The sequence below is a fragment of the Mycobacterium sp. IDR2000157661 genome, assembly GCF_022317005.1.
In the GTDB taxonomy this organism is placed as follows: domain Bacteria; phylum Actinomycetota; class Actinomycetes; order Mycobacteriales; family Mycobacteriaceae; genus Mycobacterium.
The window spans coordinates 1,930,024-1,951,931 of record NZ_CP081006.1; the positions used below are offsets into that span (position 1 = coordinate 1,930,024).

The following is a 21,908-nucleotide window of genomic DNA, read 5'->3' on the forward strand; positions in this document are numbered from 1 at the left end:
GATCTTAATTGGGCGTGCGGATGGCGAGGACGAACGGCCCGATGCTGGAGACATCGAAGCGTGGATCGTCGAAGAGCGCCTCGTCCAGCGCGACCTGGTAGCGGCGCACGTTGGGCTGGTTGGGGTACACGTCGGAGGCCAGCCGCAGGGTGTACGTGTCGTCAGCGCCGCGGCGCATCAGGAAGACACTCGGCGGCTTCCACGGCAGGGAGTCCAGCGCCTCGATGAACGCGTCCGAGTCGGTGAGCCTGGCCCAACTCTCGATCGCCTCGGCCCGCTTCTCGAACTGCGCCAGCGGGTTGGCGTAGTGCGACGTCAGGCCCTGGAAGCCCCAGTACGGGTAGTAGGACAGGAAGCTGTAGTCGGCGGTCAGCACGACGGTCTCGTCGCGCGGTCGGCCGGTCACCTCGAGGATCTTGTCGTCGATCTCGCGGTAGTAGCGTTCCGCGCCGGGAGGCCGACGGTCCGCGCGTTGCCCGTAGCCGTCGGTGTCGGTGTAGGCGACGACGATGTCGGGGCGCAGCACGTCCGGGATGTCCTGGCTGAACGTGACCGCGCCGATCGCACCCAGGGTGGCGGCGGCCGCGACGACGCGCCGGGCCATCTGCGGCTGGTACCGGTGAGCCAGCGCCAGCGTCGCATCGAGGAATCCGAACGCGCCTGCGGCGGTGAGCAACACCGTCAGCGTGGGCTGCAGGCGGAACGACAGCAGGGTGGTGCCGGCCAGCGTGGTCAGCATCGACAGCAGCGACCAGGCGTAGACGGCCAGCACCGCGATGCCCAGCGCAGCGGCCCGGGTGGACGAGCGCACCCGCCAGACCAGCCACAACGTGCCGACCATGCACAGGGCGCCCAGCAGCGTGAAGTGCAGCATCGGGAACTCGAGCTCGGCGCCGGCCGATGGCAGATAGTGCTGCGCGGTGCCGGTATCGGCGGGTTCACCCTCGAGCGCGGCCAACAGCCACGGGCCGAGACCGATCAACCACATGGCTCCGGAGATGGCCGCGATGACCAGCAGGCGCAGCAGCGGATCGAGGCTCCTGGGCTTCATGTCGCCGCCGGAGCGGCTCCGGCGCGCCACCGCGAGCCCGAACGCCATGATCGCCAGCGTGAACGCGGCATAGCCCAGCAGCAGTGAATAGAACAGCGCCGCGACCCCGAGGAACAACCCCGTGCCGATGACGGCGGCCCACCCACCGCCCCTGATCTGGCCCCGCAGCCCCGACCACGCGAGCACGAACACCGGCGGCAGCAGCACGGTGATGATCGCCGCGTAGGGCTCGGCGGACGAGTAGGCCAGCGTGGCCGCGGCCGTGGCGGTCGTGACCACCAGCGCGTACTCGAAGCGGACCAACACCGCCCACAACGCGAGTGCCACGACGATCCCGACGGTGATCGAGATGATCGCCCACGGCTTGAACATCTCCCAGGCCGGCGTGCCGGTCAGCGCGGCCAGCCGCCCGCCGAGCCAGAACCAGCCCGGCGGATAGAACGGCGGCATCCCGTAGTAGGTCATGTCGCGCAGCGCAGGGTCGTCGGCCAGCCGGGTGAGGTACTCGGTGCGGAACTGCTGGTCGACGGAGATGCCGAACAGGTACAGCTTCGTCGCGCCCAGCGGCATCGCCAGCGTCACCACCGAGAACGCCGAGAGGAACAGCACCGACGTGGACCGGGCCAGCCACCGCCGACCGCGACGCCACGCCCACCCACCGGCAAACAGCCCGGCCAGACACGAGACCTGCCCGACGGTGGTCAACGCGTGCAACTGATTCGACGAGTTGTACGCCGGCCATTCGACCCGGGCGATCGCGACCAGCGCGACCACTGCCACCAGCGCCGCGACGACGGCGGCCGCCGCCATCTGGCTGGCTACCTTGAAGGGCCCCGCCAGCGCACTGCGCATCAGATGGGCAGCTTGCGGAAGATCGGGCGCGGAATGTGGCGCAAGACCATCATCACGTACCTGAACGTCCCCGGCGCCCACACCAGTTCCTTGCCCTTGGCCGCCGCGGTCACCGCGAGTTCGGCGACGTCCTCCTTGTCGACGGTGAACGGTGCCTCCTTGGCCCCGGTTGCCTTCCAGTGCTCGATCGTGGTGCGGGTGCGCACCTGGCCCGGCCGGATGACCAGAACCCGAACGCCGTGCTCGCGCAGGGCCTCTCCGAGGCCGAGGTAGAAGCCGTCGAGGCCGGCTTTGGTGGACCCGTAGACGAAGTTGGACCGTCGCACCCGCTCACCGGCGGCCGAGCTCATCGCGATGATCTGCCCGAAGCCCTGGGCGCGCATCTTCTCACCGAGCAGCACCCCGACGGAAACCGCTGCGGTGTAGTTGATCTCGGCGATCTGCACGGCCTTGCGCTGGTCCTGCCAGAGTTCCTCGGCGTTGCCGAGCAGACCGAACGCGACGATCGCCACATCGATGTCGCTTGTGACGTCACCCCCGCCCCAAGCCTTGTCGATCACGGCGCGGTGACTTCCGGTGTCGAGCCCGTCGAAGTCGATCCACTCGACGGACTTGGCCCCTGCCGCCGTCATCGCGGCGATGGCGTCGTCCTTGCCGGGATGGTCGGGCAGATCGGCCAGCACGATCCGTGCCTGTGCGGTGCGCAGGTAGCGCGCGCAGATCGCCAGGCCGATCTCCGAGGTGCCACCGAGCAACAGGATGGTCTGCGGATTACCTACGGCGTCAAGAACCATATGCGCGCACCCTTACAACAGCTCCAAACGTCGGGCCATGTCGGATGCGAACACGCCGTTCGGATCGACCTTGCGGCGCAAGGTGATCCACTCGTCGATTCGCGGGTACATGGCATGGAAGGTTTCGGCGGAGGTGCGGGAGTCCTTCGCGGTGTACAGCCGGCCGCCGAACTCCAGCACCCGCCTGTCGAGGTCGCTTACGAACTCGCCGAGGCCGGGCTTGATGGGGAAGTCGACGCAGACGTTCCAGCCCGGGATCGGGAAGCTCAGCGGCGCTTGATTGCCCGGTCCGAAGAGCTTGAACACGTTGAGGAACGAGTGGTGCCCGGAGCGCTGGATGTCGACGATGATGCTCTTGAACTCGTCGACAGCCGGGGTGGGCACGACGAACTGGTACTGCAGGAACCCCGCCGATCCGTAGGCGCGGTTCCATTCACCGAACATGTCGAGCGGGTGGTAGAACTGCGTCAGGTTCTGCACCTTGTCGCGATAGGTGCCGGACTTGCGGTACCACAGCTCGCCGATCGGGCCGAACGTGTACTTGTTGCCCAGGCCGTTGGGGAACAGGTCCGGGAAGGTGAGCAGTTGCGGCGCATCGAATTTCAGCGGGTGCTTCTGCAGCTTCTTCGGCAGTTGGTCGAGCCGGGCCAGCGAGCCGCGTGAGATCGCGGCGCGGCCGAGTTTCGGTGGCGCGCTGATCGCGTCGAACCACGCGCTCGAGTAGGTGTAGTCGTCCTCGCTGCCGTCGCTGTGGAAGGCGATGGTGTCGTCGAGGCCGGCGGTCACGTCGCCGTCGGCGATGAAGTACGCGGTCTCGGTGGGCGTCATCTCGATCGTCGCCCGCAGGATGATCCCGGTCAGCCCGTTGCCTCCGACGGTCGCCCAGAACAGCTCGCACTCCTCGCCGTCGGGGGTCAGCGTGCGGACCTGGCCATCGGCGGTGAGCAGGTCCATCGAGCGGACGTGGCTGCCGAAACTGCCCGCGCTGTGATGGTTCTTGCCGTGGATGTCGCAGGCGATGGCACCGCCCACGGTGACCTGCCGGGTGCCGGGGAGCACCGGCACCCATAACCCGAACGGCAGCGCCGCCCGCATCAGTGTGTCCAGGCTCACGCCCGCATCCACATCGACCATCCTGGTGTCCGCGACGATGGAGTGGATGCGGTTCAACGCCGTCATGTCGATGACCAGACCGCCGCCGTTCTGCGCGTTGTCGCCGTACGACCGGCCCAGTCCGCGGGCGATGACGCCCCGCTCGCCGGCTCGACCCACGGCGTTGGCGATCTCCTCGGGATCCGGGGTCGACAACACCTGCGCGACGGTCGGGGCGGTGCGGGCCCAACCGGTGAGGCGGCGCGGGGTCGTCACCAGGTAATCGGACATCGTGACGAGGGTACCGTCCTCAGCGAAGCCGGAAGATCACCGCGCGCTGTACTACGAAGTTGATCACCGTCGCGGTGCCCTGGGCGATCACGAACGCGACCGGTACGCGCCACGGCTTCCCGTCCCACGCCATGTACAGCAGATAGTTGATGCCGACCTGCGCCGCATAGGTGACCGCATACAGGGCGACGACGGCTATGAACCGCGCGGTGCTGGGCGGTGCCTGGAAGGTCCACCGGCGGTTGATCAGGTACGCGGTGGTGGTGCCCGCGATGAAGCTGATGGTCTTGGCGACGTTGACGTGCAACCCGGCGGCGAGCAACCCGACGTAGAGGCCGAAGTCCACCACTGCCGCCAACCCGCCGGTGACGATGAACCGCCACACTTGCGTACGCAGGCTGAGGTTGGGCGAAATCGGCGGCTCGGCCACCCGGGCAGCTTACGGCGCGCCCGGGCACCGAGGTCAGCGGGACAGCCCGCTGGCGGCCAGGACGTCGCAGAGTGCGTCGACGGCCGCACCGAAGGAATGTTCGGCCGGTGTGCCGAACCCGATCACGACGCCGTCGGGGTCGGGCACCTCCGGGCCGGCCAGCGGGTGGCGCATGAGCGAAAGCCCTTGCAGCGCAACACCGGCCTCGCCGGCACGGTGCAGCACCTCGGGTTCGGCGCCGCCGGGCAGCGTCAGCAGAAGGTTCAGTCCGGCGTTGAGTCCCGTCATGCCGATCCCGAAGCCGTGCAGCGCCTCGACGAGTGTGTCGCGGCGGCGCCGGTAGCGCAGGCGCATCCGGCGGATGTGCTTGTCGTAGCCGCCGCTGGTGATGAAGTCGGCCATGGTCAGCTGCGCGATGCCGTTGACGTAGAACTGTTCGCCGCCAGCGGCTTCGAGCACCGGCTCGACGAGCCCGCTCGGCAGTACCATCCAGCCGAGCCGCAGCACCGGCGACAGGCTCTTACTGGCCGAGCCGAGGTAGGCCACCCGGTCGGGGTTCAAGGCCTGCAGCGCGCCGATGGGCTGGCGGTCATAGCGGAACTCGCCGTCGTAATCGTCGTCGATCACATAGCCGTTCGTGCGTTCGGCCCACTCGACGACGGCGCTGCGACGAGACGGATGCAGCGACATGCCGAGCGGGCTGTGGTGGGCCGGGGTCAGCAGCGTCGCAGGTACGTCGAGGTGTTCGAGGTCGGCCACCACGGCGCCGTGTTCGTCGACGCCGATCGGCACGGTGCTCGAGCCCAGCGCCGCGATGGCATCGCGAAAGATGAAGAGTCCGTAGGCTTCCACGGCGATCGGCCGGTCCCCGCCGAACACCCGCGCCAGCACCTCGACCCCGTGCCGGGTGCCCGCGCAGATGACGATCGAGTCGGGGGAAGTGCGGACACCGCGCACCCGCCCCAGGTAGTCGGCGAGGGCTTGGCGCAGTTCGGGACGGCCGCGCGGGTCGCTCATCCGCAACGCCTCGGCCGGCGCGGCGGTCAGCGCCCGGCGGGTGGATACCACCCACTCGTTGCGGGGGAACTGCGACACGTCGGGCGAGCCGGGCATCAGGTTGTGCACCGGTGCAGCCCGCACACCGCGCCGCGGCGCGGGCACTTGCCGCCCGCCGGTGTTGAGGACCCAGGTGCCTGCGCCCTGCCGTGACGCGAGCCAGCCCTCGGCGACCAGTTCGGCGTAGGCCTCGGCGACCGTGTTGCGGGCCAGTCCGAGATCGGTGGCCAGGCTGCGCGAGGGTGGCAACACCGTGCCAGGCGTCAACCGCCCTGAGCGCACCGCCTCGCGCAGGGCGGTGACCAGCAGTTCTCTGGCCCCGCGGGTACCGGGTGTGATGCGCTCGCGCAGATCCAGGTGCAGATCGCGGCTACCAATATTGGCCCACGAAGTCACCGATCAATTGAACCATGGCGATGGGCCATTGCGCAGTAGCGTCGACCGTATGACACAGACACTTGAATCCCGGACCACCGCCGATCGCCTGAAGATCTACAAGACGTCACCGGAGTTGCTCGACGCGATGATGGCGCTGAGCACAGCGGCGGCCAAGGACGTCGACGTCGAGCTCGGCGAGCTGATCAAGATCCGTGCATCGCAACTCAACCGCTGCGCGTTCTGCCTCGATATGCACACCCGTGACGCCCGCAAGCACGGTGTGAGCGAGCAGAAACTCGACGTGCTCGCCGCCTGGGCCGAGGCGGGCGACCTGTTCAGCGAACGTGAGCGTGCGGCCCTCGAGCTCACCGAGGCGATCACCGAACTGCGCGACGGCCCGGTGTCCGACGACGTGTACGGCCGCGCCGCGGCGGTGTTCTCCGACCGCGAGCTCGGTCAGGTCATCGCGATGGCGGTCACCATCAACGCGTGGAACCGCATCAACGCCGCGATCCGCCAGGAGCCGCCGCGCCGCTAATACGGTGTCAGGGTGCAGACCGCATCGGGTGCCGAGATCGTCGTCGACGGGTCCGGACCTGATGCGGTCGTGTACAAGCTGCACCGCGTGGGCACCGACCCGCGAACGCTGAAGGTCCGGCTGGGCATCGCCGTGCGGTCGGACTGCCTGCTCTCACCGCTGCTGCCGGCGCCCGAGCCCGTGGGCCCGCGGTGGCGGACCCGGTGGCCGCACGTGGAAACCGTTGTGCCGCAACCTGGGAGCCTGCCCTGGGCGGACGCCGGGCGCCTGCTGGCCCGCCTGCACCGTGAGCCGCTGCCACCGCGGGTGCCGCCGCACGGCTGGCCGCAGCGGATGCGGCGCGCGGTCGACGCGCTGCGCGACGACGGTGATCCGGGCGTACGCCGGGCGGCGGCCGGCCTGCCCGATGCGGCTTGGCGGGTGGGTTCGCCGGACCGGCCCGCCACCCTGGTGCACGGCGACTGGCACCTGGGCCAACTCGGCCGTCGCGACGCCCACGCGCCCTGGCTGTTGATCGACGTCGACGACCTCGGCGTCGGTGACCCGGCGTGGGACCTGGCCCGCCCGGCCGGGCTCTGGGCGGCCGGGCTCATCCCGGACGCACACTGGGCGCAGTTCGTCGACGCCTACCGCGGCGCAGTTGGGCCGGCGCTGCCCGACGGCGATCCGTGGCCGGTGCTGGAACCTTTCGCGCGCGCCGCTGTGGTGCAAGCGGCCGCGCACCACCCCGACGACGACCTGCTGCGCGCGGCGTGCGCGCGCATGAGCTGACGTGAACTAGCTGGAGAAGAACAGCCTGCCGAAGCCCTGTTTGCGGTAGTGCTTGTTGCCGCGATGACCCCAGCCGGGGCCGTAGCCGTACCCGTGCTGCATCGGCGCCGGTGGCGGCGCGGACTGCACGAACCGGTTCTCCATCTGGGTGAGCGCCTCGAGCTCGCCGAAGTCCAGAAAGATGCCGCGGCACGTGTCGCACTGTTCGAGGTGGATGCCGTTGCGCTCGTAGGTCTCCATCACTCCGGCGCACTTCGGGCACAGCAGCGTGTTGCCTGCGCCGGGCGTCGGTGCCTTGGGCGGCTCATATGGCGGGATGCTCATACCTGCATAACGGTGCCGTCACTCGCCGGGTTCCACCGGGTGACGCAGTCGACGCCTCACACCCAGTACGGGACGCGGGCGCGGTACTGCCGCATGGCGAATGCGGCCATGATCCAGCCGATCACGGTAAGCACCAGAACCACCACCCAGTGGTGCACTTCCTGGTCGGCGCCCAGCAGCGGGGCCCGCACGATGTCGAGGTAGTGCAGCAGCGGGTTCAGCTCGACGATGTTCACGTAGTTGCCCGCGCCCTGCTGCTGCAACGTGGCCTCGTTCCAGATGATGGGCGTCATGAAGAACAGCAGCTGCACCAGGCTGAACAGCAGCGGGCTGATGTCGCGGTAGCGGGTGGCCAGGATGCCGAAACACAGCGACACCCACACACAGTTGACCACTATGAGTGCCAGCGCCGGAATCACCGACAGATCGGTCCACCTCCACGGTTTCGGGAAGATGATCGCGATGATGACGAAGATGATGATGTTGTGCGCGAAGAGGATCATCTGTCGCCACACCAGCCGGTACACGTGCACCGACAACGGCGTAGGCAACTGCTTGATCAGCCCCTCGTTCGAGACGAATACGTCTGCGCCCTCGATGATCGCCGCGTTGATCAGGTTCCAGACGATCAGGCCGAGGGTGACGTAGGGGAGGTGCTCGGACAGCTCGAGCTTGAACAGCTTCGAGTACAGCAGTCCCATGGCCACGGCGGTCGCCCCGGTGGCGATGGTGATCCAGAACGGGCCCAGCACCGACCTTCGGTAGCGCTGCTTGATGTCCTGCCAGCCCAGGTGCAACCACAATTCTCGCTTGCCGAAGCCGGCGACCAGATCCCCCCAGGCCCTGCGCATCGTCCTCGACTGCGTAGCGGCGTCGGTGAATGTCACTGCGGCGGCCTTCCGAACCTCTCCCTGCGGCCCATACGGCGCAATTCGATCCAATCCCGGAAACCGCGAAGGTCGCGTCGACTGATCAGGAAGTACCAACCGAACCGAACCCACTCTTGCGGAATGTATTTGCGCAGTCCAGCTTGGTTCTGCAGGTATCCGCGGTTGCGATAAGTGAAGTACCGCTTCGTCGCATTGTCCGGGTACTGAGTGTGCATCCGGCCGCCGAAGATCGGTTTGAACTCATCGGATCCCTGAGGGTGCAGGAAAACCGTGTCCAGACACGTGCCGAAGGGCAATCCGGACCGCAGCAACCGTCGGTGTACCTCGACCTCATCGCCGCGAACGAAGAGTCGCAGATCGGGTACGCCGATGGCTTCGACCGTGGAAGCACGGAACAGCGCACCGTTGAACAGCGATGCGATGCCGCGCAGCAGGTCCTGCCCGGCGCCTTCGGTCCGAAGCTCTTCGACGCGGCGCCGCCAGACCAGTCCCCGGCGCAACGGAAAGGCCAGTAGCCTCGGGTCCGCCATGTCGCCGACGATCGGGGACACCGCGGCGAGACCGTGTCGTTCGGCGCACGCGAGCAACGTTTCGAGTACCTCGGAGTCGGCCGGCCGACCGTCATCGTCGCCGAGCCACAACCAGTCGGCGCCCAATGCGAGAGCGTGCAACATCCCCAGCGCGAATCCGCCTGCCCCGCCCAGGTTACGCAAGGATCCCAGGTAGGTGGACGAAATGGGTTGCGCGGCAACTAGTTCACGAACCCGCTGATCGTTGTCATTGTCGACGACAACCAGGTGATCCGGCTGATGTGTCTGCGAAGTCAGCGCATCCAGCGACTTGGCGAGTTCATCGTGCCGCCGGTGCGCCACCACAACGGCGAACACCGTGTCAGTCATGCGGCACGGACCCTCGCCTTGTCTCCTCGAGCGTCTCGCGGACATGCCGCGCGGCATCCTCGCCCTCGTATGCACGTATCACGTCTTCAATGCCGCCCGTCATCTTTATGGTGCCGTGGTCGATCCACATCGCCGTCTTGCACAGCCGGGCCAGGAACTCGTTCGAGTGACTGGCGAACACCAGTATCCCGGATCGCTCGACCAATTCTTGGAGTCGACTCTGCGCCTTCTTGAGGAACTCCGCGTCCACCGCGCCGATGCCCTCGTCGAGCAGCAGGATCTCCGGGTCGATGCTCGTCACCACTCCCATCGCCAGGCGGACCCGCATACCGGTGGAGTAGGTGCGCAGCGGCATCGACAGGTAGTCGCCCAACTCGGTGAACTCGGCGATCTCGTCCACCTTGGCCATCATCTGCTTGCGCGTCTGGCCGAGGAACAACCCGCGGATGACGATGTTCTCGAAACCGGAGATCTCCGGGTCCATGCCGACACCGAGGTCGAACACCGGCGCCACCCGGCCGGTCACCGTTGCCACCCCGCGGGTGGGTTCGTAGATGCCCGACAGCAGCCGGAGCAGCGTCGACTTGCCGGCCCCGTTGTGGCCGACGAGCCCCACCCGGTCGCCGAGTTCCAGCGACATGGTGATGTCGCGCAGCGCCTCGATGACCACGACGTTGGACTCGTTGCGGCCGATCGCGCCGCCCGCCTTGCCGAGGAACGCCTTCTTCAGCGAACGGGACTTGGCGTCGAAGATGGGAAACTCGACCCACGCATTACGCGTCTCGATATGCGGGATCAACTGCGGCTCCTACCCGAAACTCAGAGATACTGGCCGGTCCCGTGTTGGCCCGGTCCGCCGCGGACCCCGACGCCGGGCGGCAGCGCGCCCTGTCCCCGCATCTGTTCGAGCTGCTGGCGTGCCGCCATCTGCTGGGCGAAAAGTGCGGTCTGGATGCCGTGGAAGAGCCCTTCGAGCCAACCGACCAGCTGGGCTTGGGCGATGCGCAGTTCGGCATCAGACGGGGTGCCGTCGTCGGTGAACGGCAGGGTGAGCCGCTCGAGCTCCTCGCGCAGTTCGGGCGCCAGGCCGTCCTCGAGCTCGCTGATGCTGGTGCGGTGGATCTCACGCAGGCGGTTGCGGCTGGCCTCGTCCAGCGGAGCCGCCCGGACCTCCTCGAGCAACTGCTTGATCATGGTTCCGATCCGCATCACCTTCGCCGGCTGTTCGACGAGGTCGGTCAGCGACTTGCCGTCGTTCTGCTCCTCGTCGTCGCCCTCACCTGTGCTGCCACTGATGATCTCGATGTTGTCGTCGTCGGTCATTGCACCTGCGTTCCCTCTAATCGGCGCGCCATTCGTCGATACGGCCGCCAGCTACCCAGCGACACTAGTCGGTCGCAAACACCGGCCCCGCCCGCCGGTACGGGGTCGCCTCCGGATCACCAGCAACGACGGTCGGATTAGCCCTCCGGACGCCGAGCTCACTGGACTAGTATGGCTGCCCAGGTGACCCAGTCCGACACGGCGGGTCAGGGCCGCAACAGGCCAGAATCGTGTCGGTATGTGCATTTCACAGACGCTCTAAGGTGGGCTGGCATGGCATACGACGTCGCCCGGGTGCGCGGTCTGCACCCGACCCTGGGCGATGGCTGGGTGCGTTTCGACGCCCAGAACGGGATGTTGCTGCCCGACACCGTCGGCAGGGCGGTGTCGACCGCCTTCCGCGGTTCGACGCCCACCCCGGTGGGGCCCCATCCGTCGGCGCAGCGCAGCGCCGCCGTCCTCGACGCCGCCCGCCAGGCGATGGCGGATCTGGTCAACGCCGACCCGCGCGGTGTGGTTCTCGGGGCGGACCGGGCGATCCTGCTGACGTCGTTGGCCGACGCGTCGTCGTCCCGGGTGGGACTCGGCTACGAGATCGTGGTGACCAGACTCGACGACGAGGCCAACATCGCTCCGTGGTTGCGGGCCGCCAACCGGTACGGCGCCAAGGTGAAGTGGGCCGAGGTCGACATCGAGACCGGCGAATTGCCGAGTTGGCAGTGGGAGAACCTGATCACCCGGCCGACGCGGCTGGTCGCCATCACGTCGGCGTCGGCGACCCTGGGAACCGTCACCGATCTGCGCGCGGTGACCAAGCTAGCGCACGACCTCGGCGCGCTGGTGGTGGTCGACCATTCCGCGGCCGCGCCCTACCAGTTGATCGACATCGACGACATCGATGCCGACGTCGTCGCGGTCAACGCGTTGGCCTGGGGCGGACCGCCGATCGGCGCGCTGATCTTCCGCGACCCTTCGCTGATCGACACGTTCGGCTCGGTGTCACTGAACCCCTACGCCATCGGCCCGGCGCGGCTGGAGTTGGGCGCCCACCAGTTCGGCCTGCTCGCCGGAGCGGTGGCCAGCATCGAGTACCTGGCCTCGCTGGAGGAGTCGGCACACGGCACCCGCCGCGAACGGCTGACGGTGTCAATGCAATCGGCGAGTTCGTACATGAACCGGCTGTTCGACTACCTGTTGATGTCGCTGCGCTCGTTGTCGGCGGTGATGGTCATCGGCAGCCCTGAGGCCCGAATCCCGGTGCTGAGCTTCGCGGTCAGCGACGTGCCCGCCGAGCGGGTCGTGCAGCGGCTCGCCGACAACGGCATCCTGGCGATCTCGAACGCAAGCTCACGGGTGCTCGACGTCATCGGCGTCAACGACATCGGGGGTGCCGTGACCGTCGGTCTCGCCCACTACACCACCACCGCCGAGGTCGACCAGCTGGTACGCGCGCTCGCCTCGCTGGGCTGATCTAGAGTTCAGTCGGCAACGCGCAGAAGGACTTTGCCCGCCACCTCGCCGGAGTCAAGCAACTCGTGTGCGGCGCCGGCCTCCGCGACCGGGAACTCGGCGCCGATGATCGGTCGCACCTGGCCCGTCTCGATCATCGGCCATACGTTGGCGACCACCTCGGCGACGATTTCGCTCTTACTGCCGGGCCCGCTGACCGGGCGCGAGCGCAGGGCGGTGGCGATCACGCCTGCGCGTTTGCCCAGCAGCTTGCCGATGTTAAGTTCGGCCTTCACGCCACCCTGCATCCCGATGATCACCAGTCGACCACCCACGGCGAGTGCGTCGATGTTGCGGTCGAGATAGGCGGCGCCCATGATGTCGAGAATCGCGTCGGCGCCACCCTCGGCCCGGACCCGCTCGACGAAATCCTCGTCGTGGTAGTTGATGGTCAGCTCGGCGCCCAGTTCGGCGCACAGGTCGAGCTTGTGTTGTGAGCCTGCAGTCACCGCGACGCGACTGCCGATGGCGCGGGCCACCTGCACGCCGTGTGTTCCGATGCCACTGGCGCCGCCGTGGATCAGCACCAGTTGTCCGGCCCGCAACCCGGCCGTCATCACCAGGTTCGACCACACGGTGCAGGCGACCTCGGGCAGCGCCGCGGCCTCGTGCAGCGACACCGATTCCGGCACCGGCATCACCTGTCCGGCGGGCACAGCGACGTATTCGGCGTAGCCACCGCCGGCGAGCAGCGCGCACACCTGTTGCCCCACGGGGCGCTCAGTCACCCCTGCGCCGAAGGCGGCGATGGTTCCCGAAACCTCGAGACCGATGACGTCGCTGGCGCCGGGTGGGGGCGGGTACTTTCCCGCCGCCTGCAGCAGGTCGGCCCGGTTGACGCCGGCGGTGCTCACCTTGATCAGCACTTCGCCATCGGAGGGCCTGACATCGGGAACGTCGCGCCAGCTCAGTCGGCCTTCCGGCGAGGCCACGATCGCACGCATTCAATTAACGCTACAGCCTGCACAAAGAGTCTGATCAATCGCTCCGCAGCAACATTCCCGGCGTTTACCATGACCGGATGGAGGGGATGATCGCGGGGCGTACCGCAAGCGCGATGCCCGGCTTGGACATCGCTGAACAGCGCAGTTGGCAAAATTTTCTGGACTCGGCGTTGAGGCTGTACGCGACCCTGAACCGGTCGCTGGTCGACACACATCAGCTGACGCTCAACGATGTCCGGCTGCTGGACATGCTCGACAAGTCCGCGAAGGGTTCGGCGCGGATGGGCGATCTCGCGGACGCCCTGATGTCGCTGCCGAGCAGGGTCACGCGGCAGATACGCCGACTGGAGATGCAGGGACTGGTGCGCCGGGGCGCGAGCCCGGACGACGGCCGCGGCGTGCTGGCCAGCATCACAGACGAGGGCACAGCCGCCGTGCGCAAGGCGATGGTCACCTATGGCGAGGGAGTGCGCGCGCATTTCCTCGGGAGACTTTCGCGGCCACAGGTCGCGGCGATGGGGGAGAACTGCAGGCGTATCGGTGTCGCACTGAAGGACGGGGTACCGAACGCCAAGGTCGGTCGGGTCTGACCTCTTCGCCGCCGAGGCGCCGATGGCCGTACTCTTGTCGGCGGTGGCGTGGCAGAGCGGCCTAATGCACTCGCCTTGAAAGCGAGAGACGGCTAACACCGTCCGGGGGTTCAAATCCCTCCGCCACCGCTCTCTTCATTCGTCCTCCCATCGTCGTCATCCGGCAGCAGGTACCGCTGCGGATGGTGGTAGTTGTTGACCCGAGCCTGGCCGGTATCGAGCAACGGCGGCGGAATCCATTCGATGCGACCGTCTTTTCGTTTTCGCGTCGTCCATCCACCCTCGGTGACGAGGCGGTTGTGCGGGGGACACGCCAGCACCTCATCGGTGATGTTCGTCAGTCCACCGTCGACCCAGTCCAGCACCGCGTGGTGCACCTCGGAGCCGTACCCGGGCACGGTGCAGCCCGGTGCCGTACACCCGCGATCCCTGGAATGCAACACAATTCGCTGCCCGGCAGAGGCGAGCCGCTTGGTTCGCCCGAGATACAGCGGCTCCTGTGTGTGCTTGTCGAAGATTGCAAGATAGTGGTGGGCATGGCGGGCCAGGCGGATGACGTCGCTCATCGGCAGCGTCGTGCCGCCGCCTGTCACCGCAATGCCGGCGGCGGACTCCAGGTCCTGCAGCGTCGTCGAGACGATGATGGTCACCGGTAATCCCCTGTGCTTACCCAACTCTCCTGATGAGAGCACGGAGCGGCCCATCGCCTTCAGGGCATCGTGATTGCGCTGGCTCTGTGTGCGTTGATCGGCGCGCACGTGGACTTCGCTTGGCTCGCCGTCGACGCACGGTGCCTCGTCGTCTGGGTTGCACATGCCCGGCGCCGCCCACTTGCCCAGCACCGCATCGAGCGTCGCGCGTGCTTCCGGATCGAGCAGCCCGCGGACAGGGCTCATCCCGTCGGCTTCCTGCTTGCCGATGGTGAAGTGCCGACGGCGGGCCCGGTCCACGTCGTCGAACACACCATCGGGATTCACCAGTGCGGCCAGCCGGTCGGCGGCCTGGCGCAGTACGTCCGGCGTGTGCTCTGCGGCCAGCTGCGCGAGCGTCTCCTCGCACCCTTCGCGCGTCTGATAGTCCACTGCCACTGGCAGTTCGCGGAAGAACTTGCGGATCACCCGGACATGGTCAGCGCCGAGTTCGCCCGCGGCCTGGCGCTTGGCGACGTTGGGCAGCGGTGGCTCCAGAGCCTCCCCGGTCATCGTGCGCCGAGGGCCCAGATCCTTGGCTTCGTCCAGGCGCCTGCGCGCGTCGGAGACGCCGATTCGTAGCCGCCGTTGGAGCACCTCACTCCAGTTCTTGGCGCCGATGTCTGCCGGTGCGACACGGCGGCTGAGCTCCCCGAGGATTTGGTGTTCGAGCGCCGGCGCGCGACGTCGGTCGCTTTCGAGAGTGTCGAGCAAGCCCAGCAGCTCACCGACGTCCGCCGCCTCGAGGCGCAGGTCCATGAGGCCGTCCCGAGCGGCCCGCAGGCGTGCGACTGCCGCCTCGACCTCGCTACCGGGCACCAAACTCATAATTCGAACATATATTCGACCACCGACAAGAAGTGTCGATCCGGGGCCAGTGGTGCCAATGAGTTCAGAGTTGTTCCGCTGTGCCCGTCGAGCCCTGCTCAGTCGACCAGCTGCGCCAACGTCCGCACGCCCGAAACGATCTGCGACTCGGTCAGATTGGCGTAGCCGAGCAGCAACCCCGGCGGTGCGGCCCCGGGATCGGCGTAACACGGCGCTAGCGCCTCGATGCGCACTCGCCGACCCGCCGCCCGGCGCACCAGTTCGTCGATCACGAAGCCATCGGGGAAGCGCACGGTGAGGTGCACTCCAGCGGCAGCGCCGAGCACGGTCGCCTGCGGCAGGTGCTGCGCCAGCGCCCGCAGCAGCACGTTGCGGCGGTTGAGGTAGCGGCGACGCATCTGACGCAGGTGACGGTCGTATCCGCCCGATGACAGGAGGTGCGCGAACGCCAACTGGTCCATCACCGAACTCCCGGTGTCGGCAAGGCCTTTCGCCCGCGCGATCGGCCCCGCCAGATGAGATGGCACCACCATCCAGCCGATCCGCAGTCCCGGAGCCAGCGTCTTACTCGTCGATCCCATGTACACCACGCGGTCGGGTGTGATGCCCTGCAGGGCGCCCACCGGCGCTCAGTCATAGCGATACTCGGCGTCGTAATCGTCCTCGATGATCAGCCGACCACCACGGGCCCATTCGGTCAGCGCGGCGCGGCGCGCCGCCGATAGCACTACACCGGTCGGCGACTGGTGCGCCGGTGTGGTCAACACCGTATCGGCGCCGCTGCCTGCGAGCGCTGCGACGTCGATGCCGTCCTCGTCGACCGGCACCGGGATCGGTTCGACGCCGTTGTGCCGCAGTATCTTTCGATGTAGCCAGAAGCCTGGGTCTTCCATCGCCAGCGGCGCAGGGCGCAGCGACTGCCCCAGCAGCGCGACGGCCTGGGTGGCGCCGGAGCACAACACGATGCGCTGCGGGTCGGCGTGCACCCCGCGGGCGCGGCGCAGGTAGTCGGCCACCGCGACCCGGGCTGCCAGCAGGCCCTGCGGCGCGACGTAGCCGAAGGCGTCGGCCTCCGCATCGGCCAGGCCCTGTCGCAGTGCCCGTAGCCAGGCGTGCCGTGGAAAGCTGTGCAGGTCCGGCAATCCCGGCAGAAAGTCGACCTCGTAGCGCGGTTGGCGGTCCACGCCGCCGGTGGGATCGCCTGCGGCGGCATCCACCGTGGCCACCACGGTGCCCGAGCCATGCCTGCTCAGCAGGAAGCCCTCGGCGACGAGTTGGCCGTAGGCATCGACCACCAGACGGCGCGACACCCCGAGGTCGGCGGCCAGCACCCGCGTCGACGGCAGCCGGGTGCCCGGGCTGAGGTGACCCGTCCGGATGGCGTCGCGCAATCCGGCTGTGAGCTGTCGGTGCAGCGGTTGACCGTCGGCGCGGTCCAGTTCCACCAGCAATTCTGGACCGGAAGTGGTACCCGAAATGGGCATCGAAGTGGTGCCTATCTTGAGGCCAGTGGACAACTAGCGTGACCGTATGACAACCACGCCGACGCGCACAAGGGCTGGATTCGTCGAAGTCACCCTCATCGCGTTCGGGGTCTACGCCCTGGCCATCGGCCTGTTTATGATCGTCGCCCCCGGAACGTTCTTCGACACGCTGGGCGCCTTCGGCGTGCGCAACGACCACTATATCTTCGACAACGCCTCCTTCGAGGTGCCGCAGGGCCTGATGCTGCTGGCGGCGGTGCGATGGCCGTCGTGGCGTGTTCCCGCTCTGGCCTTCGCAACGGTGCACTGGGCGCTGCACTCGATCAGCCACCTCGTCGACCCCCACCACGCCGCCGGCGACTGGGTCGGGTGGCTGGAGGCCGGCGGACTGGTGGTCACCACCGCGATCCTGGCGCTCGCGCTGCGCAGCAGCCTGGCGGCGGAGCGAAGCCGCTGATGCGGGTGCTGGTCGCCGGTGCGACGAGCGTGCCGGGGCTGCCGTTGCTGCGGGAGCTGATGAGGCGGGGCCACGACGTCGTCGGCGTGACCCGGTCGTCGGACAAGACCGCCGACATCGCCGCGGCCGGAGCGAGGCCCCTGGTCGCCGACGTGTTCGACGCCGAGAAGATCGACAAGGTGGTCGCCGACGTCGGCCCCGAGGCGGTGGTGTCGCTGCTGACCACCCTGCCGAAGTGGGGCCCGTTGCGCTACAAGCACTTCGAGCCTGCGCGGGAATTGTGGAGCCGCGGTGCGCCCAACCTGGTGCGCGCCGCACAGCGGTCCGCGGTACCGCGGGTCATCGCCGAGTCGGTGATCTTCGCCTACGGCTATCCGAGCAGCGGGCCCGCGCTGATCGACGAGTCCGATCCCTACCCCGGCCCGCCGCCCAAGGGCGGGGAGGCGATGCTCGCGGCGCTGCGCAGCATGGAGCAGACGGTGCTTACGTCGGGCCGCAGCACCGATACCGAGGGGATCGTGTTGCGCTACGGCGCGTTCTACGGGCCCGGCGTGCCGCACGACGAGTTGATCACCCGGCTGGCGAAGTTCTGGGCGTTCCCTGCGGTCAGCGGCAGCGGGGTCGTGTCGTGGGTGCACATCGACGACGTCACGACGGCGACGGCCCAGGCGCTCGAGCACGGCAGGGGCGGCGAGATCTACAACATCGTCGACGATCGGCCGCAGTCGTTCGGCGACTACGTCCGCGAAGTGTCGGCCAACCTGGGCCGGCCTCGGCCGCTCCCTGTGTCGCCGAAGCTGGTAGGCCTCGTGGCGCCGTATGCGGCGGCGGCGTTCGGCACCACGTGGCTGCCGTTGTCGAACGCGAAGGCCAAGGCCGAACTCGACTGGACGCCGCGCCCCCGGTCTACTACTCGCCGGTGAAGTTCGGTGCGCGCTTCTCGAAGGTCGCCTTGATGCCCTCGCTCAGATCCTTGCTCGGCAGGAACGCGGCATTCCAGGCGGCGACATAGCGCAGCGACTCGGACACGCGGGCGATGCGCTGCTGGTCGAGCACGTCCTTGACGCCGTTGACCACCAGCGGCGGGTTGGCGGCGATCTCGGCGGCGGTCTGGTGGGCGGCCGCCAGCGAAGCCTCGGCATCGGGGTAGACGTCGTTGACGAGCCCGATTCGTTCGGCGCGCTCACTGTCTATGTCCTTGCCCGTCAACGCCAGCTCGCGCAGATGGCCGTCGGACAGGATCAGCGGCAGCCGCGCCAGGCTGCCCACGTCGGCGACGATCGCGATCTTGACCTCGCGGACAGAGAACTTCGCGTCGGCGCTGGCATAGCGGATGTCGACCGCCGAGATCAGGTCCACCCCGCCGCCGATGCACCAGCCGTGCACCGATGCGATGGTCGGTGTGCGGCAGTCGGCGACGGCGTTGATGGCTCCCTGCATCCGCAGGATCGTGGCGTGAAAGTCGGCTCTGGGGCGGGCCGTCGCACCCTCGGCCAGCACCTCCGACAGCGAGCCGCCCATCGCCATCAGATCCAGGCCGTAACTGAAGTTCTTGCCCGAGCCGGTCAGCACGATGGCCCGCACGTCGCGGTCGGCGTCGAGCTTGGCGAACACCTCCGGCAGCTCGGTCCAGAACGCGGGTCCCATGGCGTTGCCCTTGCCGGGACCGATCAACGTCACTCGCGCGACGTGGTCGTTGATGTCGACGGTGACGGATTCATAGGTGTCGGCCATGGAAAAAGGCTAGCGACTCACCCGCCGGGGATCCCGATCACCACCTCGTTGACTTCGGCGTCGGGCATGAACTGGCACAACGCGTCGGCCATCAGCAGCGCGGCGAGTTCGGCCTCGGGCACGGGCGGGTTTGCCCCATCGGCGATGATCGCCCGGATGACCGCCAGCTTGGTCGCCTCGTCGAGGTCGGTGTACTCGCGGCACGACATGGTCGTCGCGTTCGGTGGCGCAGGCACCTCGGGCACGTCGGTGCTCGGCAGACCGGGGATCTGGATGTCGGGCAGGCCCGGGATCGACGGGAGCCCCGGGATGCCGGGCGTTGACGGCGAGCGCGGCGTCGTCGGCGACGACGTCAGCGGCGGCCCTGGTTCGGTGGTCATCGCGACCGACCCCTCGGTGGTCTGCGTGCATCCCGCCACGGCAAGAAGGATCAGCGCCGCCCCGGCCAACCAAGCGATCCGCACGTGCGTCCTCACCCCGGCAACGATATGCCCATGCGCGACGTAGCGTGTGCCTCATGCCCGATGACTTGCGACCCGGCCCCGAATCCCCGCCGACCGACGAGCTGCGCAGCGCCGAGAGGTCCTTCGCGGTTCTGCAGCAAGTCCTGCACGGCATCGCCGCCGACGATCTGCACAAGCAGACCGGCTGCCGCGAGTTCGATGTCGCCGCGCTGACCGACCACCTGCTCAACTCGATCACCACGATCGGCGGAATGGCCGGCGCCGAGTTCGGTGAACGAGATCGCGACGCCTCTGTCGAGGAGCAGGTGGTTCTCGCGGCGCGGCCCGCCCTCGACGCGTGGCGGCGCCGTGGCATCGACGGCACCGTCGCGTTCGGTGGCAACGAGGTGCCCGCCAAGGTGATGGTCGGCATCCTGTCGCTCGAGTTCCTGGTGCACGCCTGGGATTACGCAAGCGCTGTCGGTCGTGAGGTCGACGCCGAGGAATCGCTGTCGGACTATGTGCTCGGCCTGGCGCGCAAGATCATCACGCCGGAGGGACGGGCCGACGCCGGCTTCGACGACCCGGTCGAGGTGCCTGCCGACGCCGCGGCGCTGGACCGGCTGCTGGCCTACACCGGCCGCCGGGCCCAGTCACCTAGCAGCTAAACCCGCTCGAGGTAGAAGTACAGGTGCCGCCCTGCCCCAGAGCTGAAGTCGAGGGCGCCCTTGCCGTTCATGATGCCGACGACGGCGTTCTCGTCGACCACCTTGAAGTGATCGTGCACGGGGGCGCCGTCGTAAACCATCGACGCGACGACCTCGCCGCGGAACTCCTCCATCCAGAGGCTGGCTTCGCCCTTCATCGCCTCGGTGTTGGAGAACCTGTTGCCGTCGGCGTCAAGGCAGACGAGCGGCTTGGCGTCGGCGGCCGAGTGGAACGTCTTGCCGAACCAGTTGAGTCGCTCCATGAAGCCGTTGGCCTTGTGGCCGGTGTGGAACTCGCCGCCCTTCCACTCGCCGAGCATGAACTCGATGGTGGCCGGCTCCAGCGTGGCCCAGAAGTCATCGAGTTCGGCGTCGGTCAGCTGGTCGGTGCGCTCCTTGAGCGCGGTGAACGTCTCACGTGCGGTTCGCGTGGCGGTCATGCGGTTCCTTTCCAGCGTCGGGCGAATTCGATGAAGGCGTCATTCTCTTGCGGCGCGGCCACGGTGACGCGCACGCCGTCGTCACCGTAGGGGCGGACGATGATCCTGTTGTTCGCCGCGGCCTCGGCGAATTCCTGGGCGCGGCCGAGCAGCGGCAGCCAAACGAAGTTGGCCTGCGAGTCCGGCACGGGGTAACCGGCGTCGCGCAGCACCGCGGTGACACGCGACCGTTCGGCGACGACGGCGTCGGTGCGTGCGAGCAGTTCGTCGGCCGCATCCAGCGAGGCGATCGCCGCGGCCTGCGACACGCTGGTCGCGGTGAACGGCACGTACACCTTGCCCAGCGTGGTGATCACGTCCGGGTCGCCGACCGCGTAACCCACCCGCAGCCCCGCCAGCCCGTACGCCTTCGAAAAGGTACGCAGCACAACGACGTTGCTGTGCCTCTGGACCAGACCCAGGCTGTCGGGCCGCATCGGCTCGCGGATGTATTCGACGTAGGCCTCGTCGATGGCGATCAGGATGTGCGGGGGCACCGACGCGACGAAGCGGGCCAGCGCGTCGGGGTCGACGACCGTGCTGGTCGGGTTGTTCGGGTTGCACACGAAGATCAGCCGCGTGCGATCGGTGATCGCGGCGAGCATGGCGTCGAGGTCATGGGTGTGGTCGACCAGCGGCACCTGCACGGGCGTGGCGCCGGCGGTGCGCACCTGCAGCGGGTAGATCTCGAAGCTGCGCCAGGCGAACAGGACCTGGTCGCCGGCGGAGGCGGTGATCTGGATCAACTGCTGGCACAAGCTGACGGACCCGCAGCCGACCGAGATGTGCTCGGGGGCGAATGCCCCGTCGCCCACGTGCTTGGCCAACCGCTCCTTCAGTTCGACGTAGCCGTTGTCGGGATAGCGGTTGATGGTCTCGGTCGCCTGCACGATCGCGGCGCGCACACTCGGGAGTGGACTGTCGACGGTCTCATTGCTGGCGATCTTGATCGCGCCGGGCACCGTCCTGCCCGGTGTGTAGGCGGGCAGGTCGGCCATCTCGGGGCGCAACCGGACTGTCACCGGACCAGTCTAGGGGCCGCCGACGTGCGCTTTGCCTGCTGCCATGGCCGATGTGTACGCTGTCGGATCGGCGGTAATCGTCGGGAGGCGTGCCAGAGCGGCCGAATGGGGCTCACTGCTAATGAGTTGTCGCCCTCAAAGGCGACCGGAGGTTCAAATCCTCTCGCCTCCGCCGAGCCGACGAACGTCGGCCGACAACTGAAGATCGACCATGCGCCCGTAGCTCAACGGATAGAGCATCTGACTACGGATCAGAAGGTTAGGGGTTCGAATCCCTTCGGGCGCGCCCACTCACCCTCTTGTTGTGCCGTGGCCAATGGCGTGGCGCCATGA

General features: G+C 67.9%; 23 protein-coding genes, 3 tRNA genes and 1 pseudogene. 10 read left to right on the forward strand and 17 right to left on the reverse strand.

The features are described 5' to 3' along the window. Positions 1-4: 4 nt before the first annotated feature. Genes K3G64_RS10275 through pdxR (K3G64_RS10295) form a run of 5 tightly spaced genes read right to left on the reverse strand, consistent with a single transcriptional unit; the run spans position 5 to position 5,962 of the window. Positions 5-1,903 carry a galactan 5-O-arabinofuranosyltransferase gene (locus tag K3G64_RS10275; RefSeq protein WP_238949618.1) on the reverse strand — a complete coding sequence of 633 codons (1,899 nt, stop codon included), beginning with the start codon at positions 1,901-1,903 and terminating at the stop codon, positions 5-7. Further along, the gene (locus tag K3G64_RS10280; protein ID WP_238949619.1) at positions 1,903-2,697 is read right to left on the reverse strand and encodes a decaprenylphospho-beta-D-erythro-pentofuranosid-2-ulose 2-reductase; all 795 of its coding nucleotides are present in this window, start codon (positions 2,695-2,697) and stop codon (positions 1,903-1,905) included. The genes K3G64_RS10275 and K3G64_RS10280 overlap by 1 nt, the downstream gene beginning before the upstream one ends. 12 nt (positions 2,698-2,709) lie before the next feature. Then, on the reverse strand, positions 2,710-4,080 hold the full coding sequence (locus K3G64_RS10285; RefSeq protein WP_238949620.1) for an FAD-binding oxidoreductase: 1,371 nt from the start codon (positions 4,078-4,080) through the stop codon (positions 2,710-2,712). Positions 4,081-4,099: 19 nt separating this feature from the next. Continuing rightward, positions 4,100-4,495 carry a GtrA family protein gene (locus K3G64_RS10290; protein WP_238950583.1) on the reverse strand — a complete coding sequence of 132 codons (396 nt, stop codon included), beginning with the start codon at positions 4,493-4,495 and terminating at the stop codon, positions 4,100-4,102. A 48-nt stretch (positions 4,496-4,543) separates the two neighbouring features. Continuing rightward, entirely contained in the window at positions 4,544-5,962 is a 1,419-nt protein-coding gene (gene pdxR / locus K3G64_RS10295; RefSeq protein WP_238949621.1) for a MocR-like pyridoxine biosynthesis transcription factor PdxR, read from the reverse strand. A 49-nt stretch (positions 5,963-6,011) separates the two neighbouring features. Between pdxR (K3G64_RS10295) and K3G64_RS10300 the strand changes: the two genes are divergently transcribed. After that, complete coding sequence (locus K3G64_RS10300) at positions 6,012-6,482, forward strand: carboxymuconolactone decarboxylase family protein (protein ID WP_238949622.1); 471 nt, start codon at positions 6,012-6,014, stop codon at positions 6,480-6,482. A 12-nt stretch (positions 6,483-6,494) separates the two neighbouring features. After that, positions 6,495-7,253, forward strand: coding sequence for a phosphotransferase family protein (locus K3G64_RS10305; RefSeq protein WP_238949623.1), 759 nt, complete (start codon positions 6,495-6,497; stop codon positions 7,251-7,253). Between the two features lie 6 nt (positions 7,254-7,259). Here K3G64_RS10305 and K3G64_RS10310 read toward each other — a convergent pair whose 3' ends face one another. Genes K3G64_RS10310 through K3G64_RS10330 form a run of 5 tightly spaced genes read right to left on the reverse strand, consistent with a single transcriptional unit; the run spans position 7,260 to position 10,689 of the window. Then, positions 7,260-7,577 carry a TFIIB-type zinc ribbon-containing protein gene (locus K3G64_RS10310; RefSeq protein ID WP_238949624.1) on the reverse strand — a complete coding sequence of 106 codons (318 nt, stop codon included), beginning with the start codon at positions 7,575-7,577 and terminating at the stop codon, positions 7,260-7,262. A gap of 56 nt (positions 7,578-7,633) precedes the next feature. Further along, positions 7,634-8,464, reverse strand: coding sequence for a galactan export ABC transporter permease subunit Wzm/RfbD (gene wzm / locus K3G64_RS10315; protein ID WP_370647138.1), 831 nt, complete (start codon positions 8,462-8,464; stop codon positions 7,634-7,636). Further along, entirely contained in the window at positions 8,461-9,366 is a 906-nt protein-coding gene (gene glfT1, locus K3G64_RS10320; protein WP_238949625.1) for a galactofuranosyltransferase GlfT1, read from the reverse strand. The genes wzm and glfT1 overlap by 4 nt, the downstream gene beginning before the upstream one ends. Beyond that, a complete protein-coding gene (wzt, locus tag K3G64_RS10325) occupies positions 9,359-10,165 on the reverse strand; it encodes a galactan export ABC transporter ATP-binding subunit Wzt/RfbE (protein ID WP_238949626.1) in 807 nt (268 codons plus the stop codon). The genes glfT1 and wzt overlap by 8 nt, the downstream gene beginning before the upstream one ends. A gap of 20 nt (positions 10,166-10,185) precedes the next feature. Next, positions 10,186-10,689 carry a bacterial proteasome activator family protein gene (locus K3G64_RS10330; protein ID WP_238949628.1) on the reverse strand — a complete coding sequence of 168 codons (504 nt, stop codon included), beginning with the start codon at positions 10,687-10,689 and terminating at the stop codon, positions 10,186-10,188. 273 nt (positions 10,690-10,962) lie between these two features. On the opposite strand from K3G64_RS10330, the gene K3G64_RS10335 reads away from it, so the two are divergent. Further along, the gene (locus K3G64_RS10335; RefSeq protein ID WP_238949630.1) at positions 10,963-12,159 is read left to right on the forward strand and encodes a cysteine desulfurase-like protein; all 1,197 of its coding nucleotides are present in this window, start codon (positions 10,963-10,965) and stop codon (positions 12,157-12,159) included. Between the two features lie 8 nt (positions 12,160-12,167). On the opposite strand, the gene K3G64_RS10340 is transcribed toward K3G64_RS10335, so the two are convergent. Next, on the reverse strand, positions 12,168-13,142 hold the full coding sequence (locus K3G64_RS10340) for an NAD(P)H-quinone oxidoreductase (protein WP_238949631.1): 975 nt from the start codon (positions 13,140-13,142) through the stop codon (positions 12,168-12,170). A gap of 77 nt (positions 13,143-13,219) precedes the next feature. Here K3G64_RS10340 and K3G64_RS10345 point away from each other — a divergent pair, with 77 nt between their 5' ends. Further along, positions 13,220-13,732: a MarR family winged helix-turn-helix transcriptional regulator gene (locus K3G64_RS10345; protein WP_238949633.1), complete on the forward strand. Its 513-nt coding sequence runs from the start codon at positions 13,220-13,222 to the stop codon at positions 13,730-13,732. A 42-nt stretch (positions 13,733-13,774) separates the two neighbouring features. Further along, a tRNA-Ser gene (locus K3G64_RS10350) sits at positions 13,775-13,861 on the forward strand. Here the strand turns inward: K3G64_RS10350 and K3G64_RS10355 are convergent. Next, positions 13,843-15,249 (reverse strand): HNH endonuclease signature motif containing protein, encoded by a 1,407-nt coding sequence (locus K3G64_RS10355; protein ID WP_238949635.1) that lies wholly within the window; start codon positions 15,247-15,249, stop codon positions 13,843-13,845. The two genes, K3G64_RS10350 and K3G64_RS10355, sit on opposite strands and share 19 nt — an antisense overlap. Before the next feature lie 98 nt (positions 15,250-15,347). Then, positions 15,348-16,733, reverse strand: a pseudogene (gene pdxR / locus K3G64_RS10360) (MocR-like pyridoxine biosynthesis transcription factor PdxR). 46 nt (positions 16,734-16,779) lie between these two features. Here pdxR (K3G64_RS10360) and K3G64_RS10365 point away from each other — a divergent pair. Together K3G64_RS10365 and K3G64_RS10370 are read left to right on the forward strand one after the other, a co-directional pair. Further along, on the forward strand, positions 16,780-17,190 hold the full coding sequence (locus tag K3G64_RS10365; protein ID WP_238949636.1) for a hypothetical protein: 411 nt from the start codon (positions 16,780-16,782) through the stop codon (positions 17,188-17,190). Continuing rightward, positions 17,190-18,113, forward strand: a complete 924-nt coding sequence (locus tag K3G64_RS10370) for an NAD-dependent epimerase/dehydratase family protein (protein ID WP_238949638.1) — start codon at positions 17,190-17,192, stop codon at positions 18,111-18,113. Before K3G64_RS10365 ends, K3G64_RS10370 begins: the two co-directional genes overlap by 1 nt. Here the strand turns inward: K3G64_RS10370 and K3G64_RS10375 are convergent. Both K3G64_RS10375 and K3G64_RS10380 read right to left on the reverse strand, forming a co-directional pair. After that, on the reverse strand, positions 18,100-18,924 hold the full coding sequence (locus K3G64_RS10375; RefSeq protein ID WP_238949639.1) for a crotonase/enoyl-CoA hydratase family protein: 825 nt from the start codon (positions 18,922-18,924) through the stop codon (positions 18,100-18,102). The two genes, K3G64_RS10370 and K3G64_RS10375, sit on opposite strands and share 14 nt — an antisense overlap. Before the next feature lie 17 nt (positions 18,925-18,941). Continuing rightward, on the reverse strand, positions 18,942-19,400 hold the full coding sequence (locus tag K3G64_RS10380) for a hypothetical protein (RefSeq protein WP_238949643.1): 459 nt from the start codon (positions 19,398-19,400) through the stop codon (positions 18,942-18,944). Between the two features lie 41 nt (positions 19,401-19,441). Here K3G64_RS10380 and K3G64_RS10385 point away from each other — a divergent pair, with 41 nt between their 5' ends. Continuing rightward, complete coding sequence (locus tag K3G64_RS10385; protein ID WP_238949645.1) at positions 19,442-20,035, forward strand: TIGR03086 family metal-binding protein; 594 nt, start codon at positions 19,442-19,444, stop codon at positions 20,033-20,035. Here the strand turns inward: K3G64_RS10385 and K3G64_RS10390 are convergent. Continuing rightward, positions 20,032-20,514: a DUF4334 domain-containing protein gene (locus K3G64_RS10390; protein ID WP_238949646.1), complete on the reverse strand. Its 483-nt coding sequence runs from the start codon at positions 20,512-20,514 to the stop codon at positions 20,032-20,034. The genes K3G64_RS10385 and K3G64_RS10390 overlap by 4 nt on opposite strands. Beyond that, positions 20,511-21,575: a pyridoxal phosphate-dependent aminotransferase gene (locus tag K3G64_RS10395; RefSeq protein ID WP_238949648.1), complete on the reverse strand. Its 1,065-nt coding sequence runs from the start codon at positions 21,573-21,575 to the stop codon at positions 20,511-20,513. The genes K3G64_RS10390 and K3G64_RS10395 overlap by 4 nt, the downstream gene beginning before the upstream one ends. Positions 21,576-21,658: 83 nt before the next feature. Here K3G64_RS10395 and K3G64_RS10400 point away from each other — a divergent pair. Both K3G64_RS10400 and K3G64_RS10405 read left to right on the forward strand, forming a co-directional pair. Next, positions 21,659-21,747: transfer RNA gene (locus tag K3G64_RS10400), tRNA-Ser, on the forward strand. A gap of 41 nt (positions 21,748-21,788) precedes the next feature. Further along, positions 21,789-21,861 (forward strand) — tRNA-Arg (locus tag K3G64_RS10405). Positions 21,862-21,908 lie beyond the last annotated feature (47 nt).

Bases quoted from the DNA above. Each gene is read 5' to 3' on its own strand.
- K3G64_RS10275 (WP_238949618.1), bottom strand. From the start codon at position 1,903: ATGCGCAGTGCGCTGGCGGGGCCCTTCAAGGTAGCCAGCCAGATGGCG.
- K3G64_RS10280 (WP_238949619.1), bottom strand. From the start codon at position 2,697: ATGGTTCTTGACGCCGTAGGTAATCCGCAGACCATCCTGTTGCTCGGT.
- K3G64_RS10285 (WP_238949620.1), bottom strand. From the start codon at position 4,080: ATGTCCGATTACCTGGTGACGACCCCGCGCCGCCTCACCGGTTGGGCC.
- K3G64_RS10300 (WP_238949622.1), top strand. From the start codon at position 6,012: ATGACACAGACACTTGAATCCCGGACCACCGCCGATCGCCTGAAGATC.
- K3G64_RS10310 (WP_238949624.1), bottom strand. From the start codon at position 7,577: ATGAGCATCCCGCCATATGAGCCGCCCAAGGCACCGACGCCCGGCGCA.
- glfT1 (WP_238949625.1), bottom strand. From the start codon at position 9,366: ATGACTGACACGGTGTTCGCCGTTGTGGTGGCGCACCGGCGGCACGAT.
- K3G64_RS10330 (WP_238949628.1), bottom strand. From the start codon at position 10,689: ATGACCGACGACGACAACATCGAGATCATCAGTGGCAGCACAGGTGAG.
- K3G64_RS10335 (WP_238949630.1), top strand. From the start codon at position 10,963: ATGGCATACGACGTCGCCCGGGTGCGCGGTCTGCACCCGACCCTGGGC.
- K3G64_RS10340 (WP_238949631.1), bottom strand. From the start codon at position 13,142: ATGCGTGCGATCGTGGCCTCGCCGGAAGGCCGACTGAGCTGGCGCGAC.
- K3G64_RS10345 (WP_238949633.1), top strand. From the start codon at position 13,220: ATGGAGGGGATGATCGCGGGGCGTACCGCAAGCGCGATGCCCGGCTTG.
- K3G64_RS10355 (WP_238949635.1), bottom strand. From the start codon at position 15,249: ATGAGTTTGGTGCCCGGTAGCGAGGTCGAGGCGGCAGTCGCACGCCTG.
- K3G64_RS10365 (WP_238949636.1), top strand. From the start codon at position 16,780: ATGACAACCACGCCGACGCGCACAAGGGCTGGATTCGTCGAAGTCACC.
- K3G64_RS10370 (WP_238949638.1), top strand. From the start codon at position 17,190: ATGCGGGTGCTGGTCGCCGGTGCGACGAGCGTGCCGGGGCTGCCGTTG.
- K3G64_RS10375 (WP_238949639.1), bottom strand. From the start codon at position 18,924: ATGGCCGACACCTATGAATCCGTCACCGTCGACATCAACGACCACGTC.
- K3G64_RS10385 (WP_238949645.1), top strand. From the start codon at position 19,442: ATGCCCGATGACTTGCGACCCGGCCCCGAATCCCCGCCGACCGACGAG.
- K3G64_RS10390 (WP_238949646.1), bottom strand. From the start codon at position 20,514: ATGACCGCCACGCGAACCGCACGTGAGACGTTCACCGCGCTCAAGGAG.